This is a genomic window from Tessaracoccus lubricantis (assembly GCF_039544535.1).
In the GTDB taxonomy this organism is placed as follows: Bacteria; Actinomycetota; Actinomycetes; order Propionibacteriales; family Propionibacteriaceae; genus Arachnia; species Arachnia lubricantis.
On record NZ_BAABLV010000012.1, the window covers coordinates 41,913 to 58,285 of the forward strand.

Sequence of the window (16,373 nt, forward strand, 5' to 3'; positions counted from 1 at the left end):
TCCCGCTGAGCCGGGGAGTCGGACCTCCGCCTGACGATCCGGTCACCCTCCGTCGCGACCAGCGGAACCGCCTGAGCGACGGACCTGTACAGAAGAGGTCCTGCAGATGCTCCGACGCACCGCGCTCACGCGCCTTGCCGTCCCCACCGCCGCCGTCATGACGATCGGCCTGGCCATCCCGGCGCTGCACGCCGCCGCCGCCCCCAGCCCCGCCGAGGAGTGCGTCCAGGCCGGCAACGTCTGGATCCACGTCGAGTACGACGAGACCGTCACCGGCGCCTGCGCCACCGAGTTCGCCAGCGCCCAGGAGGCGCTGCACACCACCGGCCTCACCGAGGACGACGGCTGGGTCACCACCATCGACGGCCGACTCTCGGTCGACAAGGAGTGGTGGTCGGTGTACTTCCTCTCCCCCAACGAGGACGGCACGTACCCCGCGGCATGGGAGTTCGCGCAGGTCGGCGTTGCCGAACTGGAGCTGTTCCCCGGAGAGGTGCTGGCCATGAAGCTGCAGGCCGACTACGAGGTGGACGCCGTGGCCCCCGCTGTCAACCCCGTCGACGGCGTGGTGCTCGGTGAGCCCGAACCCAGCGTCTCCCCCAGCCCCTCGCCGAGCGTGTCGCCGTCGCCCTCCGCGTCCCCCAGCCCTGTGGTGACCGCTGAGCCGTCGGTCTCGTCCACCCCGACGGCCGAGGTGACCGTCTCAGTCTCCGCCACCGCGGCCCCGGCCCGCCCCGGCCTGCCCAAGACCGGCAACTGATGTCCGCGCGTCCCGCCGCCCTGCTCGCCGCCGTGTTCCTGGCCCTCGCCGGGGCATGGGTCGGTTCCCCGTCCGCGTCCGCAGCCGTCACCGACGGGCACTGCACGACCGACACGGGGGTGACCCTCGTGGTGGACTACCAGGAGCTGGGCGGCGGACGCGTCATCAAGTGCGTCGAGGACGTCCCTGAGGGCACCAGCGGCCTGCGCCTCCTGCGGCTGGCAGGCATGACCTCCGAGGGCACGATCCACGACGGCCCCGGGTTCGTGTGCCGCATCAACGGCCGCCCCGGGCTCAACGAGCCGATCCCGGTCGACGGCAGCCCCGACTACCGCGAACGCTGCGTCGACACCCCACCGAAGACGGCATTCTGGAGCTACTGGCACGCTCCCAACGGCGGTCGCTGGTCCTTCTCGCAGCTGGGCGCGGGCAACCGCGAGGTCATCATCGGAGGGTACGAGGGCTGGTCCTTCTCGCTGAACAACACGGAGAACTCCAACCCTGCGCCCGGGGTTGCCCCGTCGCACCCCGTCGTCACGCCGGAACCGACACCCAGCGCCCCGGCCGCACCGCCCACCCCCAGTACCGCCGCGCCCGCGCCGTCCACGAGCGCCGCAGCCAAGCCCTCCGCCTCGGCGCCCACCACGCCCCGGACGACGACGGCGGCCCCGGCCGCCAGCAGCGCCCCGTCCTCCCGCACCACGTCTGCTGCTCCGAGCGCGTCGGCCAAGGACCGCGCCACCCGTGCCACGGCGAAACCGTCGCGCAGCCTCAGCCCTTCGTCGAGCCCCACGCCATCGTCGGCCCCCGAGAGCGCCCTCCCATCCCCGTCGCCCAGCGCGTCCCCCAGCCCCTCGACCGCGCAGGCCGCGTCCCCGACGCCGACGCCCGGCCAGGCCCCCGGTGAGTCCTCCGCGCCGGATGGTGCGCCCGCGGTGACCGCAACCATCGCCGACGACGGCGGCGTGCCCATCGGCACCATCGGCGGCGCCGGCGCGGTGGGCGCCCTCGGCCTGGGCGGCGCCATCATGTGGTGGCGACGCCGCGGCCTGTGATCAAGCGCTACTTCCTGCCCCGCCAACTGCACCCCTTCGCCTGGTGGGGGTGGGCCTTGGCGCTGGCGGTGGCCGCCTCGTCGACGACCAACCCCCTCCTGCTGGCCGGCATGATCGCGGTCGCGTGCCTGGTGACGCTGGCCCGGCGCGCGAACTCCCCGTGGGCGAAGGCGTTCAAGCTGTACCTCTTCCTCGGCCTGTTCATCGTGGTGCTGAGGGTGGGCTTCCGGATCATCTTCGGCGGCGGCGACGGCCCCACCATCCTGTTCACCCTCCCAGAGGTCCCGCTGCCCGTATGGGTACGGGGCATCCGGCTCCTCGGCCCCGTCTCGCTCGAGGCAGTGCTGACCGGCCTCTACGACGGCCTCCGGCTGGCCACGATCATCATCTGCGTGGGCGCCGCCAACGCCCTGGCCAACCCCAAGAAGCTGCTGGCCAGCCTGCCCGGCGCCCTGTACGAGTTGGGCACCGTGATGGTGGTGGCGGTCTCGGCGTTGCCGCAGCTGGGCGACTCGCTCCAACGCGTCAGCCGCGCCAGGAAGCTGCGCAGCGCGCCGCATGCCCGCACCCGCCGGCAGCGACTGGGCGTGGTGGAGACGATCATCGTGCCCGTGCTCTCCGACGCCCTGGAACGTTCGCTCGCGCTGGCCGCGTCGATGGACGTGCGGGGTTACGGACGCGCCGGCAGCGCGTCGGCCCGCGACCGCGCCGCCACCCTGGGCTTCGGCGTCGCGTCGATGGCCCTGCTGGCCGTGTGGTCCTATCGCCACCTCGCGGCCGCGCCGGACCTTTTCATCTGGCGCGTCCCCGTATTGTCCACGCTCCTGCTGATCGCCGGCGTGGCCGCCGCGGTCGCCGCCCTGCGCGTCTCGGGCCGCACCGTGCGCCGCACCCAGTACCGCCCCATCCGGTGGCGGTTGGCGGAGACCATCACCGTGGGCACCGGCATCGCGGCCGCGGCACTCGTACAGTGGATCGCCACCACCGGCGACGCCACGGCGCTGTTCCCCGCGGTCTACCCGTTCCGTTGGCCGGAGCTGACGGGCCCGCTGCTGGCGGTGCTGGTCATCGCCGCGTTGCCCGCGTTCGTCACACCGGCGCCCAGTGCGCCAGCCCAGAGGAGGGCCGAGGCATGATCCGCTTCGAGGACATCACCTTCCGCTACGCCAGCAGCGACACGCTGCGCCTCACGTCGGTCAGCTTCGAGATCGAGGAGGGCGAACTCTGCCTCGTGGTGGGGCCCACCGGCAGCGGCAAGTCCACCCTCCTGGGCTGCATCAACAACCTCGTGCCCCGCTTCACCGGCGGCGTGCGCACCGGGCGCGTGTTCATCGACGGCGTGGACACCACCCTGCTGCAGCCGCGCGAGCTGGCCACCACCATCGGCTACGTGGGCCAGGACCCCCTCGCCGGGTTCGTCACCGACACCGTGGAGGAGGAACTGGCCTACTCCATGGAGCAGCTCGGCTTCGCCCCCGCGGAGATGCGACGACGGGTCGAGGAGACGCTGGACCTCCTGGGCATCGCGGAACTGCGCGCCCGAGACCTGCGCACGCTGTCCGGCGGGCAGCAGCAGCGCGTCGCCATCGGCAGCGTCCTGGCCAGCTCGCCGAAGGTCCTGGTGCTGGACGAGCCGACGTCGGCACTCGACCCCATCGCAGCGGAAGAGGTGCTCGCGCTGGTCAGCCGACTGGTGCGCGACTTGGGGACCACCGTCGTCATCGCGGAGCACCGGATGGAACGGGTGATCGAGTTCGCCGACTCCGTGCTGCTCGTCGGCGACGACGTGCTGCACGGCGACACCCGCAGCCTCCTCGCGTCGTCGCCCATCAAGCCGCCGCTGGTGGAGCTCGGCCTGCGCATGGGCTGGCAGCCGCTGCCCCTGACCATCCGCGAGGGACGACGGCTGGCGGCACCCCAGCGCCGGGCCTGGGCCGGTGCCACCCCGGCGCTCCGGGCGCCCGAGCCGCCGTCGGAACCTTCGCTGAGCGCGCGCGACGTGATCGTGCGCTACGGGGCGAAGGTCGCCGTCGGGGGCGTGGACCTGACGCTGCACAGGGGCGAGGTCGTCGCCCTGATGGGCCGCAACGGCTGCGGCAAGTCCAGCCTGATGTGGGCCATGCACGGCGCGGGGCGGCGCGACGGCGGCACCGTCACGGTGCACGACGCCGGAAACCCCGCCGAGGCGGGCGTCGCGCTGGTGCCGCAGACACCGTCGGACCTGCTGTACCTCACCTCCGTGGCAGCCGAGTGCGCGCAGAGCGACCGCGCGTCTGGGCTGCCCGAGGGGAGCACGTTGGCGCTGCTGCGCCGACTGGTGCCGGGCATCGAGCCGGAGGCGCACCCGCGCGACCTGTCGGAGGGCCAGAAGCTCGCCGTCGTGCTCGCCGTGGAACTGGCCGGCAACCCACCCGTCGTGCTGCTGGACGAACCCACCCGCGGCCTCGACTACGCGGCGAAGCAGGCGCTCTCCGAGATCGTGGCCGGCATGGCGGCAGAGGGCAGGTCGGTCCTCATCGCCACGCACGACGTGGAGATGGTGGCGCAGACGTGCGAACGCGTCATCGTGATGGCGGAGGGTGAGCTCGTCTCCGACGGGCCGGTGCGCGAGATCCTGTCCAGCTCAGCGCTGCTGGCGACCCAGGTGGCCAAGGTCGCCAACCCCACCCCCGTCCTGACTGTCGAGGAGTTCATCGATGCGGCCCGCTGACGCCATGGTGGACATCCCCGCGCCGGTGGTCGGGGTGGCGATCGGCTGGCGCAGTTGGCTGGTGATGGCAATCTCGACGGTGCTCGGCCTGTTCGCCATCGGCTGGCCGCTGCTGATCCCGGCCGTCGGCGTGGCCCCCGAGCACGCCGACGACGCGCCGTTCGTGTTCGCCGCCATCCTGCCGGTCATCCTGCTGCTCGTGATCGCCCAGCTCATGGAGGGCGGCCTCGACGCACGTTCGCTGGCGGTGCTCGGCGTCCTGTCGGCGATCAACGCGGCCATCCGCCCCGCGCTCGGGGCGGGCACCGCAGGCGTGGAGTCCGTGTTCTTCCTGCTGATCCTCGCGGGCAGGGCCTTCGGACCGGGGTTCGGGTACCTGCTGGGCTTCACCTCGTTGTTCGCCTCCGCGCTCCTGACCGCGGGGGTCGGGCCGTGGCTGCCGTTCCAGATGTTGTGCGCCGCATGGGTGGGGCTCACCGCCGGCCTCCTGCCGAAGCGGGTGAAGGGGCGCTGGGAGATCGCGATGCTCATCGCGCTGGGCATCGTGTCGGCCTACCTGTACGGCGCGCTGATGAACATGTGGTTCTGGCCATTCATCACCGACATCAACGTCGACGGCACCGGAAGCAGCCTCGACTACGTCCCCGGCGCCCCCGTCCTGGACAACCTCGCCCGGTTCGGCTGGTTCACCCTGCTCACGTCGACGGCGGGCTGGGACACCGGGCGCGCCATCACGACGACCCTGGCGCTGCTGGTCGTGGGCCGGCCGGTGCTGACCGTGCTGCGGCGCGCCTCCGGAATGGCGAGGGTCCACCCCGGATGATAGGGTCGGGCCTGTCGAGCGGAGAACGCCGGTGCAAATCCGGGACTGACGCGCAACCGTGACCCTCCGGGGAAGTCGGACCGAAGCTCGACGCAACTGGATCATCCTGCACACCGTGTGCGGGTCTGACGCGAAAGGATCCACCTGTGCGTAGCCGCACGCGCCTGTTGGCGCTCCCCCTCCTCGCCGCCCTCACCCTGGGCCTCGGCTCCCCCGCCCACGCAGACGATGCCGCCGACGCGACCGCTGCCATGACCTGGGCTGCGGCGCAGTCCAACCCCGACGGTTCCCTGTCGTCCTACGAGGACTACCCCGACGTCGGCCTCACCCTCGACGCCACCCTCGGTGGCCTCGCCGCGGGCCTGCCCACGGCCACGATCGACCGCTGGCTCTCCGCGGTCGAGAACGCCTCGGCGCCGACGTTCGCCGAGCGGGTCGTCGGCGACGCCGAACTCGGCACCAGCAATGTCCACGGGATGATCGGCAAGGCCCTGGTGGCGCTCGACGCCGCCGGGAGGTCCACCACCGGCTTCGCCGGCATCAACCCCCAGCAGCTCGCCCGCGACTCGTTCGCCGGTGGGGTGCAGCCCGGCCACGCCGCCGGCACCAACGCGTTCGGCCAGGCCTACGTCATGATCGGCTTGGCCCGCACCGGGACGCTCCCTGCCGACACCGTGACCTTCCTCGCCGGGCAGCAGTGCGCCACGGGGGCCTGGCCCATGTTCTTCGACGCCGACCCGGCCAAGCACTGCGATGCAGCAGGCAAGGCCTCCGACCCCGACGGCACGGCGATGATCGTGATGGCGCTGCGCGCCGCGCAGGCCGAGGGCATCGCCGCGGCGAAGCCGCCCCTTGACAAGGCGGTGGCCTGGCTGAAGGCCCAGCAGCTCGAGGACGGCTCCTTCACCGGCGCCATTCCGTTCACCCCCGCCCCGAACACCAACACCTCGGGCCTCGTGGCCGCGGCGCTGTCGGGTCTCGAACCCGCCGTCGTCGCGCGCACCGCGGCGTGGGTCAAGACGCTCCAGCTCACGGGCGAGCCCAACGGCGGCGCCATCGCCTACGACAAGGTGGCGTTCGACCGCGCGGCGGAGGGCAACATCTCCGCGGTGGCCAAGGGCCAGTGGGTGCGCTCCACCGCGCAGGCCGTCTACGCCCTCGCCCCCGTCGACTTCTACCGGCTCGGCGTCGAGGAAGTGCCCACCCCCACCCCCAGCCCCGAGCCGACGCCTTCGCAGCAGCCGTCTCCCGCGCCGGTCGCCAAGTTCGTGCGCACCGCGCCCTACACCCTGGCAGGCAAGCACACCGTCAACGGACGCAACTGGAACACCAGCTGCGAGCCCTACTCACGCACCGAGCGCTGCCGCACCGACATCTGGGCCACAGTGGTCAAGGTCGAGGACGGCCGGTTCGTCCGCGAGAACGGCTGGGTGTTCAACAACCTCACGTACCTGCCGTACATGACGGAGGCGGCGTGGCAGGGCAACCCGCTGGCCGCGCACGACATGGACGGTTTCACGTCGGGCGAGCGCCAGTGGCGCACCGAGTGCCACACCGCGCAGACCGGCCGCGGCGCCTGCCGCTCCTACACCCTGACGACGGTGTACTCGGCCACGGCGAAGCCCGCCGGGGGGTACGCGTTCAGCCAGTCAAACGCCTGGGTGTTCAACAACATCGTGATGTTCGGCGGCCCCGAGAAGCGCTGACGCACTTGGGGCATCCCTGACACCACGCCCCACCCCTGTGCGGGATTCCTCGGCGTCCATGCCGAGGAATCCCGCACCCCGACCATGCGCTGGGACCAAGCTCAGCCCTCCCGCTGCCGGCCGGGCAGCGAGAAGAGGCCGCTGGCCTCCTCCAACCACCCGGATTCCACCAGCTCGGCGGCGTGCGCAAGCGCGTCCATCATCGATTGCCCCGTGCGCGCCGACAGTTGGGCGGCGCTCAGCTGTTCCCTCGCGCCGACGGCCTCCCTGATCTCCATGAGGGGCAGCGGCAATTGGTCGATGGGACGGTCCTTGCCCCTCCCGCTGGGCTCCCCGACGGTGCCCAGCGGTGACAGCACGGCCAGCACGTCGTCTGCGGACGTGGCCAGGATGGCCTCGCCGTCGCGGATCAGCTTGTGCGGCGTGGCGGACAGGGATGACGTGATGGGGCCGGGGATTGCCAGCACGTGCCGCCCCAGCGCGTTGGCCCACGACGCGGTGTTCTTCGCGCCCGATCTGGCTGCGGCCTCCACCACCACCACTGCGTCGGCGAGCGCCGCGATGATCCGGTTGCGGGCCAGGAACGCGTACCGCGTGGGCCGGTAGCCCGGAGGCAGCTCGGACACCAGGGCCCCTGCCTCCACGATGCGCTGCGCCAGCCGGGCGTTCGCCACGGGATACGGCTCGTCGACGCCGCTGGCCACCACCGCGACGGTGGTGCCGCGGACGCCCAGCACGCCCAGGTGGGCGGCAGCGTCCACGCCGTAGGCGAGCCCGCTGATGACGGGCCGGTCCTGCATCCCCAGGTCGGCGGCGAAGGTGACCGCGGCATGTTCGCCGTAGGTGGTACACGCCCTGGACCCGACGATGGCGACCCCACCGCCCAACTCCGTCAGCGGACGCCCCTTGACCCACAGGCCGATGGGCTCGCCCGTCTGGGCCGTCACCTCGACGCCGGACAGGCCCGCCAGACTGGCGGGCCATTCCTCATCACCCGGCATGAGGAACCGCGAACCGCAACCCTGGGTGGCGCGCTCCAGTTGCGCCACGTCGACCGCGACGGCCCGCCGGCCCCAGCTGGTCTCGGGCTGGGCCAGGAAGCCCCGCCACAGCTCGACCGCCCCGAACTCACCCAGCGCCTTGACCACGTTCGGCTGACCCAACGGGGTCAGCGCACACAGCGCCATCCTCGCCTGCCGCTCCGTCACCATCAGGCGGCCCTGTCCTGGTCGCCCTGCCGCATCTGGAGCGCCACCCGCAGTTCCCTGTCGGAGATGCGGTCCGCGCCGCCCAGGTCCGTCAGGGTCCAGGCCAGCTTCAGCACCTTGTCCACCCCGCGGGCGCTGATGGCACCGCGCTGCAATGCGGCGTTGAGCAGCCCGAGGTCGTCCGGCAGCGGCAGCCGCTTGCGCAGGTAGGGCCCCGCAACCTCGCCGTTGGTGGTCCACGGGGTACCGCGCAGCCGGTACCGCTGCCGGGCACGCGCCTCGAGCACCCGGTCGAGCACCACCGCACTGGGCTCGGGGGCCGCCACGTCCTCGGCCAGCAGCACCCTGTTGACCGCGGCCATGTGGTGCTTGATGTCGATCCGGTCCAGAATGGGCCCGCTCAGCCGCTCCTGGTACCGCCGGACCTTCACCGAGTCGCACGTGCAGTCCATCCCGGCCACCCCGTACTTGCCACAGGGACACGGGTTCGCCGCCAGCACCAGCTGGAAGCGGGCCGGGAAGCGCGTCGACATCCGCGCCCGGCTCACGTTGATCCACCCGTTCTCCAGCGGCGTGCGCAACGCGTCGAGCTTGGTGCCGAAGTCGGGGCACTCGTCGAGGAACAGCACCCCGCGGTGGGCCAGCGAGATGGCACCCGGCTTCAGTTCCCCGGACCCACCGCCCACCAGCGCCACCTGAGTGGTGGAGTGGTGCGGATCCGCGAACGGAGGCCGGGTGATCAGGCCGCTGAGTTCGTGCCCGGCAAGGGAGTGCAGGGCCGAGACCTCGACGGATTCGTCCGGGTCCAGCTCCGGGAGGATCGACGGCAGGCGGGAGGCGAGCATGGTCTTGCCCACGCCGGGCGCCCCCGAGAGGAACAGGTGGTGCCTGCCGGCGGCGGCGACCTCGAGGGCGAACTTGCCGTCCTCGTGGCCGGCCACGTCCGCCAGGTCGGGGATGAAGGCCGAGGAGCGCTCGGGCACGGGATCCGACGGCGGCGCGGCCTCCGTCGGGTTGGCCACCGTGAGCCCGTTGACCAGCCGCACCACCTCGTCTAGCCGGCCCGCCCCCTCGACGGTGATCCCCGGCACCAGGGCCGCCTCCTCCTGCTGGCCGTAGGGTACGATCGCCCGCTCGAAGCCGGCCTTGACCGCCGCGAGCATGGCGGGCAGGATCCCCCGGACCCGCCGCACCCGGCCGTCGAGGGCCAGCTCGCCGATCAGCACCGTGCGGCCGACACCGGTGTGGCTGATGTAGCCCTGCGTGGCCAGGGCCGCCACCGCGATGGCCAGGTCGTAGTGGGTGCCGGCCTTCGGCAGGCCGGCCGGCGACAGGTTGATCGTCACCAGCTGTTCCGGCCACTTGTACTCGCAGGCCCGGACGGCGGCCTTCACCCGCTCCTTGGCCTCGTTGAGCGCCTTGTCTGGCAGCCCGACGATCTGGGTCCTGGGCAGCCCGCCGCCCTCGGCCGCCTCCACCTCGACCGGATGCCCGTCGATGCCCTGCAGCGCCACGGACCACGACGACAGGCTCACCGCTCCTCGATCCCGCGCGCGTGCACCAGCTGGGACCCGCCGCCCCTGGGCCAGAGGATGCCGATGGCGTCCACCCTGAGCCGGGGCAGGCCCAGCTTGGACTGGCGGGCGTAGATGGCCGCCAACTGCCTGAGCCGCCTGGCCTTCGCGTACGTGATGGTCTCCAGCGGCGAGCCGAAGCCGACCCCGCCGCGGGTCTTGACCTCGACGACGACGAGGGCCTGCGCGTCCGGATCGATCGCAATGATGTCGGCCTCGCCCTCCTTGCAGCGCCAGTTGCGCTCAAGGATCTGCCACCCCAGCTCCAACAGGTGGTCAGTTGCTCGTTGTTCTCCCAGACGCCCGAATGTCTGCTTGTGGTTCATGGGTCATCACCTCGGGACCCATTGATGGTCAGCGGAGGTGGCGATCCACCGTTATCCACAGGAACCGGGACGGCGGCTCCGGGACGGTTCAGTCCTCGTTCTCCGGCACCTGGAGGTCCGAGTGGGCGATCTCCTCGATCGACACGTCGCGGAACGTCAAGACCTTCGCCGACTTCACGAACCGGGCGGGCCGGTACATGTCCCAGACCCACGCGTCGCCCATGGACACCTCGTAGTACACGTCGCCGCCCTCGGTGCGCACCTTCAGATCCACCGCGTTGCACAGGTAGAAGCGACGCTCGGTCTCCACCGCATACGTGAAGATCGACACGACGTCCTTGTACTCGCGGTAGAGGTCAAGCTCCAGCCTGCTCTCGTACTGTTCAAGATCCTCGGTACTCATGGTTGTTCAACTCTAGCCTGATTCGGCCAGCGCGACATGCGCCGGGCTGGCGCTCAGCCGCACGTTCTCGAAGCACCAGCGGTGGATGGGTGAGGGCCCGTGCTCGCGGAGGGCGCTCTGGTGCAGCTTCGTGTTGTAGCCCTTGTGGATGGCAAATCCGTAGTGGGGGTACGTCACGTCGTACTCGGTCATGATGCGGTCTCGGGTGACCTTGGCCACGATCGACGCCGCGGAGACGCAGGCGGCCACCTTGTCGCCCTTCCACATGGCCAGCCCCGGCGCGCCCAGGCCGTCGACGGGGAACCCGTCGGTCAGCACGAACCCGGCCCGCACGTCCAGCCGCCCCACCGCGCGCCGCAACCCGTGGAGGTCCGCCTGGTGCATGCCCAGTTCGTCGCACTCGGCTGGCCCCACCAGGGACCAGGCGACCGCGACGGCGCGCTTGAGGATCTCGTCGTACAGGCGCTCGCGCGCGTTGGCGGTGAGGGCCTTGGAGTCGTCGAGCCCCTTGATCGGCTTGTCGGGATTGAGGATGACGGCGGCGGCGACGAGCGGCCCGGCCGACGCGCCACGTCCGGCCTCGTCCGCGCCGGCGACGGGGCCCAGCCCCGCCCGTACCAACGCCCTCTCGTACCCGTAGGCGCCCCTGCCCGGCCGGATCATCAGCAGCCCGGCTCCACCCGGATGAGGTCCGGCTTCTCGGGCGCCGGCTGCGCCGGATCCGGGACCGTCTCGAACGTGTCTGGCACGTGGAAGGTGGACAGCCGCTGCAGCGGTGCCACGATGGCCACCGACGACCCGACGACCCTGCTCACCGGCACGAACGCGCGCTCCCCCGGGGTCTGCGACACGTCAGCCAGGCGGCAACGCGAGTCGTTGGAGGCGTTGCGGTGATCGCCCATCACGAAGATGTGGTCCTTCGGCACGATGATGTCGAACGGGACCGTGAACGGGGCCACCTGCACGCCGTTGGAGGCATACAGGTAGGCCGTCTCGTCGAGTTTCTGGCCGTTGACCTCGAGGAAGCCGTCCTCGGTGGTGCGGACGTGGTCTCCCGGCATGCCGATGACGCGCTTGATGAGGTGCTCGGTGCCGGAGTTCGGCAACACGCCGATGAACTCCAGCGCGTTCTTCACCGGATTGTCGCTGGGCGGGCTGGGCGGCAGCCAATTGCCCGGGTCCTCGAAGACGACCACGTCGCCCCGCTGGAAGCCCCCGAACTTCGCCACCAGCACCCGGTCGTCGACCTGCAGCGTGTTCTCCATGGAACCGGAGGGGATCACGAACATCTGCCCGACGAAGGTGCGCAGCAGCGTGGCGATGACGACGGCGCCCACGATGATGAGCGCACCCTCACTGAGCCAGCTGAGGACGCGGCGCCCGAAGCTGCGCGGCTGGACGCGCTCGTCGTCGTCCTCCGGTGCCTGCGGTGCCCCCATGGAGAGTGGGTCTGTCGGCTCAGTGGTGGGTGCCACGTATCAATCCTCCGGGGTCGGGCGGGAACGCTCCCCTGAGCATACCGCCGTGCCAGACGGCCCAGAACGCAGAACCGCCGGGCACGGGCCCGGCGGTTCGACGTGGCTCTCAGGAGCAGGCGGTCATCGCTTCTCGCGGATCTTGGCAGCCTTGCCGCGCAGGTTGCGCAGGTAGTAGAGCTTGGCGCGACGGACGTCACCGCGGCGCTCGACCTCGATCTTCTCGATGATGGGAGAGTGCAGCGGGAACGTACGCTCCACGCCGACGCCGAAGCTCACCTTGCGGACCGTGAAGGCCTCCTGCACGCCGCCGGCGTTGCGGGCGATGACGACGCCGGCGAACACCTGGATGCGGGAGCGGGTACCTTCGACGACTCGCACGTGCACCTTGACGGAGTCACCGGCGCGGAAGGCCGGGACGTCGTCGCGCAGCGAAGCCTTGTTGATCTCCTGGATCAGCGGGTTGGTCATGATTTTCAACCTTTCCGTCAGTGCCACAGGTCACCGCGGTGTTCTTCTGGCCCGGCACCGACCAGACGATCCCCCCGTGGCAGGAGCTGGCGGCGTTGGGGTTGCCCGGGTGTGGGCAACGGCTACTCATTGTGCCACATCGGGGGCGGTGCCCCGTAATTCCGCTGCCCCCGAAATCGCCCACCAAAAGCGAGTCCGCCCAGCCGGGAAGAAGTCCCTTGGCTGGGCGGACCACCCGGGCTCCGCCCAGCGGGGTTCAACGAGGCTGAGCCCCGTGTGCTACTTGCCGTCGCCCTTGAACATCGCCTTGATCAGGTCGCCGTTCAGGCGCGAGATGGACTCGAGCGGGATGCCCTTCGGGCAGACCGCCGCGCACTCACCGATGTTGGTGCAGTTGCCGAAGCCCTCTTCGTCGTGCTGGGCCACCATCGACTTCACGCGGCGGTACCGCTCGGGCTGGCCCTGCGGCAGCATCGCCAGGTGCGTGATCTTCGCCGCGGTGAACAGCATGGCGGAGCTGTTCGGGCAGGCCGCGACGCAGGCGCCGCAGCCGATGCAGGTGGCGTTGTCGAAGGCGAGGTCAGCTTCTCGCTTCGGCGCCGGGGTCGCGTGGGCGTCCGGGGCCGAACCGGTGTTCGACGAGATGAAGCCGCCAGCGGCGATGATGCGGTCGAACGACGAGCGGTCCACGGCGAGGTCCTTGATCACCGGGAACGCGCCGGCCCGCCAGGGCTCGACGTCGATCGTGGCGCCGTCCTCGAAGGACCGCATGTGCAGCTGGCAGGTGGTGGTGCGGAATTCGCTGCCGCCGTGCGCGATGCCGTTGATGACGACGCCGCACATGCCACAGATGCCCTCGCGGCAGTCGTGGTCGAAGGCCACCGGCTCCTCGTTGCGCTCCGTGAGCTTCTCGTTGAGAAGGTCAAGCATCTCCAGGAACGACATGTCCTCGGACACGCCGTCGAGGTCGTACTCGACCATCTTGCCGGCCGCCTGCGGGCCGGCCTGGCGCCAGATACGTAGCTTGAGCTTCACTTGTAACTCCGTTGCTTCAGTTCGATTGCCTTGTAGACGAGGGGCTCGCGGTGCAGCACGGGCTTGCCGCCCTCGCCGCCCCACTCCCAGGCGCCGACGTAGAGGAACTCGTCGTCGTGGCGCAGCGCCTCGCCGTCCTCCGTCTGCGACTCGGCGCGGAAGTGTCCGCCACACGATTCGCGACGGTGCAGCGCGTCGATGCACATCAGTTCGCCGAGTTCCATGAAGTCGGCCACGCGGCCGGCGCGCTCGAGGGCCTGGTTGAAGTCCTCGTTGACGCCCGTGACGCGGACGTTGGTCCAGAACTCCTCACGCAGCGCACGGATGAGGCCGATGGCCTTCTTGAGGCCCTCCTCGGTGCGCTCCATGCCGCAGTACTCCCACATGATGTGGCCCAGTTCCTTGTGGAACGAGTCCACCGACCGGGTGCCCTGGATGCTGAGCAGCTTCTCGACGCGTCCGCGGGCCGAGCCGACGGCCTCGACGACGGCCGGGTGGTCCAGGCCGATCTTCTCGAAGGGGGCGTCAGCCAGGTAGTCGTTGATGGTGTTGGGCAGCACGAAGTAGCCGTCGGCCAGGCCCTGCATGAGCGCCGAGGCGCCCAGGCGGTTCGCGCCGTGGTCGGAGAAGTTCGCCTCGCCGGTGACGTAGAGGCCGGTGATCGACGACTGCAGGTCGTAATCCACCCACAGGCCACCCATGGTGTAGTGCACCGCCGGGTAGATGCGCATGGGCGTCTCGTACGGGTTCTCGCCCGTGATCTGCGCGTACATGTCGAACAGGTTGCCGTACTTGGTCTCGACCGCCTTCTGGCCCATGCGGTTGATCGCATCGGAGAAGTCGAGGTAGACGCCGCGGCGCATCTGCCGCTCGTTGCCCTCGGAGTCGCGCTCAGTGACGGCCGGGCCGACGCCGCGGCCCTCGTCGCACATGTTCTTCGCCTGACGCGACGCGATGTCACGCGGCACCAGGTTGCCGAACGCCGGGTAGATGCGCTCCAGGTAGTAGTCGCGATCCTCCTCCGGGATCTCGCGCGGGTCCTTGGCGCAGTCTTCCGCCCGCTTCGGCACCCAGATGCGGCCGTCGTTGCGCAACGACTCCGACATGAGCGTCAGCTTGGACTGCGTCTCGCCGTGCACCGGGATGCACGTGGGGTGGATCTGCGTGTAGCAAGGATTGCCGAAGTAGGCGCCCTTGCGGTGCGCTCGCCACGTCGCCGTGACGTTGCAGCCCATGGCGTTGGTGGACAGGAAGAACACGTTGCCGTAGCCACCGGTGCCGAGCACCACGGCGTCTGCCGTCCAGGCCTCGATCTTGCCGTTGATCATGTTGCGCGTGACGATGCCACGGGCGCGGCCGTCGACGACGATCAGCTCGATCATCTCGTGGCGGGCGTACATCTTCACCGTGCCGGCCGCGATCTGGCGCTCCAGCTGCTGGTAGACGCCGATCAGCAACTGCTGGCCCGTCTGGCCGCGGGCGTAGAAGGTGCGCTGCACCTGCACGCCGCCGAACGAACGGGTGTCGAGCAGGCCGCCGTACTCGCGGGCGAAGGGCACGCCCTGGGCGACGCACTGGTCGATGATGTTGGCGGAGACCTCCGCCAGCCGGTACACGTTGGTCTCACGGGCACGGTAGTCGCCGCCCTTGACCGTGTCGTAGAACAGGCGGTGCGTCGAGTCGTTGTCGTTGCGGTAGTTCTTGGCCGCGTTGATACCGCCCTGGGCGGCGATCGAGTGGGCACGACGGGGGCTGTCCTGGTAGCAGAAGTTCAGCACGTTGTAGCCGGCCTCGCCGAGCGTGGCGGCTGCGGCGCCGCCGGCGAGGCCGGTGCCGACGATGATGACGCTGAGCTTGCGACGGTTGGCCGGGTTGACGAGGCGTGCCTGGAACTGGCGCGTCTTCCAGACTTGGTCGATGTCGACGCCCTGGGGCGCCTTGGTGTCGGCGATGTCGTCGCCGACGGTCCAGAAGTCCGTCGCCGCAGCGGTGGTTGCAGGGATCTCGGTGGTGGTCATGCGATGACTCCAATCAGAACGGCGACCGGCATGACCATGAAGCCGACGAACAGGACGGCGGCGACGATCACGGCCAGCACGTTGAGCACCTGGCGCGACCTGGCGCTCAGGTTGGCCCCCAGGGTTGCGAAGGCGCTCCAGAAACCGTGGCGCACGTGCATCACGATCAGCACCATGCAGATCGCGTAGATGAGGACCATCCACCACATGCTGAAGCTGGCCAGCACCATCTCATGCGGGTGCTCGATCTCGCCGCCCGCGCCGAGCGAGCCGGGCACGATGGTGAACTGGAGCAGGTGGAAGATCAGGAAGGCCGCGATGATGACGCCGCCCCAGCGCATGGTGCGCGCGGAGTAGGTCTGGACCTTCTTCTTCGAGTTCTCGTACTTGGATCCGCGCTGCGCCAGCGTCTTCGCCGACAGCGACGCGGCGGACCAGATGTGCAGCACGACCGACAGGAGCAGCACGAACCGGAACACCCAGATGAACGTGCCCGCAGGCATGATCGGGTAGAGGATGCCGCCGTCGGGGGTCTTGCCCTTGAGCCATTCCGCGTAGTAGTCGAAGGCGTGGAAGTTGTCCGCCGTATAGAACATCTTCAGGTTGCCGTACATGTGCATGAGGAGGAAGGCGATCATGATGAGACCGGTCACCGCCATGATGACCTTCTTCACGACCGTGCTTCGCCTCGCACGTTGATGAATGGTGAGATTTGTTGCCACGGCGACACTCTAGCCAACGAGAATCCCGCTGTGGGGCAAGGGGGCAGGTTAGCCGACAGCGCGTCTCGACGCGTTATTTATGCGCGT

General features: G+C 70.2%; 16 protein-coding genes. 6 read left to right on the top strand and 10 right to left on the bottom strand.

Annotated elements, in window-relative coordinates; genetic code table 11:
• Positions 1-106: 106 nt before the first annotated feature.
• From ABEA30_RS03595 to ABEA30_RS03620, 6 genes are all read left to right on the top strand, one after another.
• Positions 107-760: a hypothetical protein gene (locus ABEA30_RS03595; RefSeq protein WP_345579105.1), complete on the top strand. Its 654-nt coding sequence runs from the start codon at positions 107-109 to the stop codon at positions 758-760.
• Entirely contained in the window at positions 760-1,815 is a 1,056-nt protein-coding gene (locus tag ABEA30_RS03600; protein ID WP_345579108.1) for a hypothetical protein, read from the top strand. The genes ABEA30_RS03595 and ABEA30_RS03600 overlap by 1 nt, the downstream gene beginning before the upstream one ends.
• Positions 1,812-2,951 (top strand): energy-coupling factor transporter transmembrane component T, encoded by a 1,140-nt coding sequence (locus ABEA30_RS03605; RefSeq protein ID WP_345579111.1) that lies wholly within the window; start codon positions 1,812-1,814, stop codon positions 2,949-2,951. Before ABEA30_RS03600 ends, ABEA30_RS03605 begins: the two co-directional genes overlap by 4 nt.
• Positions 2,948-4,525: an ABC transporter ATP-binding protein gene (locus tag ABEA30_RS03610; protein ID WP_345579114.1), complete on the top strand. Its 1,578-nt coding sequence runs from the start codon at positions 2,948-2,950 to the stop codon at positions 4,523-4,525. Before ABEA30_RS03605 ends, ABEA30_RS03610 begins: the two co-directional genes overlap by 4 nt.
• Positions 4,512-5,348, top strand: a complete 837-nt coding sequence (locus ABEA30_RS03615) for an ECF transporter S component (RefSeq protein ID WP_345579117.1) — start codon at positions 4,512-4,514, stop codon at positions 5,346-5,348. Before ABEA30_RS03610 ends, ABEA30_RS03615 begins: the two co-directional genes overlap by 14 nt.
• 146 nt (positions 5,349-5,494) lie before the next feature.
• Positions 5,495-7,054 carry a prenyltransferase/squalene oxidase repeat-containing protein gene (locus tag ABEA30_RS03620; RefSeq protein ID WP_345579120.1) on the top strand — a complete coding sequence of 520 codons (1,560 nt, stop codon included), beginning with the start codon at positions 5,495-5,497 and terminating at the stop codon, positions 7,052-7,054.
• Positions 7,055-7,155: 101 nt separating this feature from the next.
• Here ABEA30_RS03620 and dprA read toward each other — a convergent pair whose 3' ends face one another.
• The 10 genes from dprA to ABEA30_RS03670 all read right to left on the bottom strand — a co-directional run bounded on the left by dprA (position 7,156) and on the right by ABEA30_RS03670 (position 16,223).
• A complete protein-coding gene (gene dprA / locus ABEA30_RS03625) occupies positions 7,156-8,265 on the bottom strand; it encodes a DNA-processing protein DprA (RefSeq protein ID WP_345579123.1) in 1,110 nt (369 codons plus the stop codon).
• Positions 8,265-9,797: a YifB family Mg chelatase-like AAA ATPase gene (locus ABEA30_RS03630; RefSeq protein ID WP_345579126.1), complete on the bottom strand. Its 1,533-nt coding sequence runs from the start codon at positions 9,795-9,797 to the stop codon at positions 8,265-8,267. Before ABEA30_RS03630 ends, dprA begins: the two co-directional genes overlap by 1 nt.
• On the bottom strand, positions 9,794-10,162 hold the full coding sequence (locus ABEA30_RS03635) for a YraN family protein (protein ID WP_345579128.1): 369 nt from the start codon (positions 10,160-10,162) through the stop codon (positions 9,794-9,796). Before ABEA30_RS03635 ends, ABEA30_RS03630 begins: the two co-directional genes overlap by 4 nt.
• An 88-nt stretch (positions 10,163-10,250) precedes the next feature.
• A complete protein-coding gene (locus ABEA30_RS03640) occupies positions 10,251-10,565 on the bottom strand; it encodes a DUF2469 domain-containing protein (protein ID WP_345579130.1) in 315 nt (104 codons plus the stop codon).
• A 12-nt stretch (positions 10,566-10,577) separates the two neighbouring features.
• Positions 10,578-11,228 (bottom strand): ribonuclease HII, encoded by a 651-nt coding sequence (locus ABEA30_RS03645; protein ID WP_345579132.1) that lies wholly within the window; start codon positions 11,226-11,228, stop codon positions 10,578-10,580.
• The gene (gene lepB / locus ABEA30_RS03650) at positions 11,228-12,040 is read right to left on the bottom strand and encodes a signal peptidase I (RefSeq protein WP_345579133.1); all 813 of its coding nucleotides are present in this window, start codon (positions 12,038-12,040) and stop codon (positions 11,228-11,230) included. Before lepB ends, ABEA30_RS03645 begins: the two co-directional genes overlap by 1 nt.
• 123 nt (positions 12,041-12,163) lie before the next feature.
• Entirely contained in the window at positions 12,164-12,511 is a 348-nt protein-coding gene (gene rplS, locus ABEA30_RS03655) for a 50S ribosomal protein L19 (RefSeq protein ID WP_345579135.1), read from the bottom strand.
• Between the two features lie 279 nt (positions 12,512-12,790).
• Positions 12,791-13,546: a succinate dehydrogenase/fumarate reductase iron-sulfur subunit gene (locus ABEA30_RS03660; protein WP_345579137.1), complete on the bottom strand. Its 756-nt coding sequence runs from the start codon at positions 13,544-13,546 to the stop codon at positions 12,791-12,793.
• Complete coding sequence (locus tag ABEA30_RS03665) at positions 13,543-15,564, bottom strand: fumarate reductase/succinate dehydrogenase flavoprotein subunit (protein ID WP_345579139.1); 2,022 nt, start codon at positions 15,562-15,564, stop codon at positions 13,543-13,545. Before ABEA30_RS03665 ends, ABEA30_RS03660 begins: the two co-directional genes overlap by 4 nt.
• On the bottom strand, positions 15,561-16,223 hold the full coding sequence (locus ABEA30_RS03670) for a succinate dehydrogenase cytochrome b subunit (RefSeq protein ID WP_345579223.1): 663 nt from the start codon (positions 16,221-16,223) through the stop codon (positions 15,561-15,563). Before ABEA30_RS03670 ends, ABEA30_RS03665 begins: the two co-directional genes overlap by 4 nt.
• Between the last annotated feature and the right edge of the window lie 150 nt (positions 16,224-16,373).

Excerpts from the sequence above, each read along its gene's own strand:
- ABEA30_RS03595 (WP_345579105.1), top strand. The coding sequence starts at position 107 with ATGCTCCGACGCACCGCGCTCACGCGCCTTGCCGTCCCCACCGCCGCC.
- ABEA30_RS03600 (WP_345579108.1), top strand. The coding sequence starts at position 760 with ATGTCCGCGCGTCCCGCCGCCCTGCTCGCCGCCGTGTTCCTGGCCCTC.
- ABEA30_RS03610 (WP_345579114.1), top strand. The coding sequence starts at position 2,948 with ATGATCCGCTTCGAGGACATCACCTTCCGCTACGCCAGCAGCGACACG.
- ABEA30_RS03615 (WP_345579117.1), top strand. The coding sequence starts at position 4,512 with ATGCGGCCCGCTGACGCCATGGTGGACATCCCCGCGCCGGTGGTCGGG.
- dprA (WP_345579123.1), bottom strand. The coding sequence starts at position 8,265 with ATGGTGACGGAGCGGCAGGCGAGGATGGCGCTGTGTGCGCTGACCCCG.
- ABEA30_RS03635 (WP_345579128.1), bottom strand. The coding sequence starts at position 10,162 with ATGAACCACAAGCAGACATTCGGGCGTCTGGGAGAACAACGAGCAACT.
- ABEA30_RS03640 (WP_345579130.1), bottom strand. The coding sequence starts at position 10,565 with ATGAGTACCGAGGATCTTGAACAGTACGAGAGCAGGCTGGAGCTTGAC.
- ABEA30_RS03645 (WP_345579132.1), bottom strand. The coding sequence starts at position 11,228 with ATGATCCGGCCGGGCAGGGGCGCCTACGGGTACGAGAGGGCGTTGGTA.
- rplS (WP_345579135.1), bottom strand. The coding sequence starts at position 12,511 with ATGACCAACCCGCTGATCCAGGAGATCAACAAGGCTTCGCTGCGCGAC.
- ABEA30_RS03665 (WP_345579139.1), bottom strand. The coding sequence starts at position 15,564 with ATGACCACCACCGAGATCCCTGCAACCACCGCTGCGGCGACGGACTTC.
- ABEA30_RS03670 (WP_345579223.1), bottom strand. The coding sequence starts at position 16,223 with ATGGCGGTGACCGGTCTCATCATGATCGCCTTCCTCCTCATGCACATG.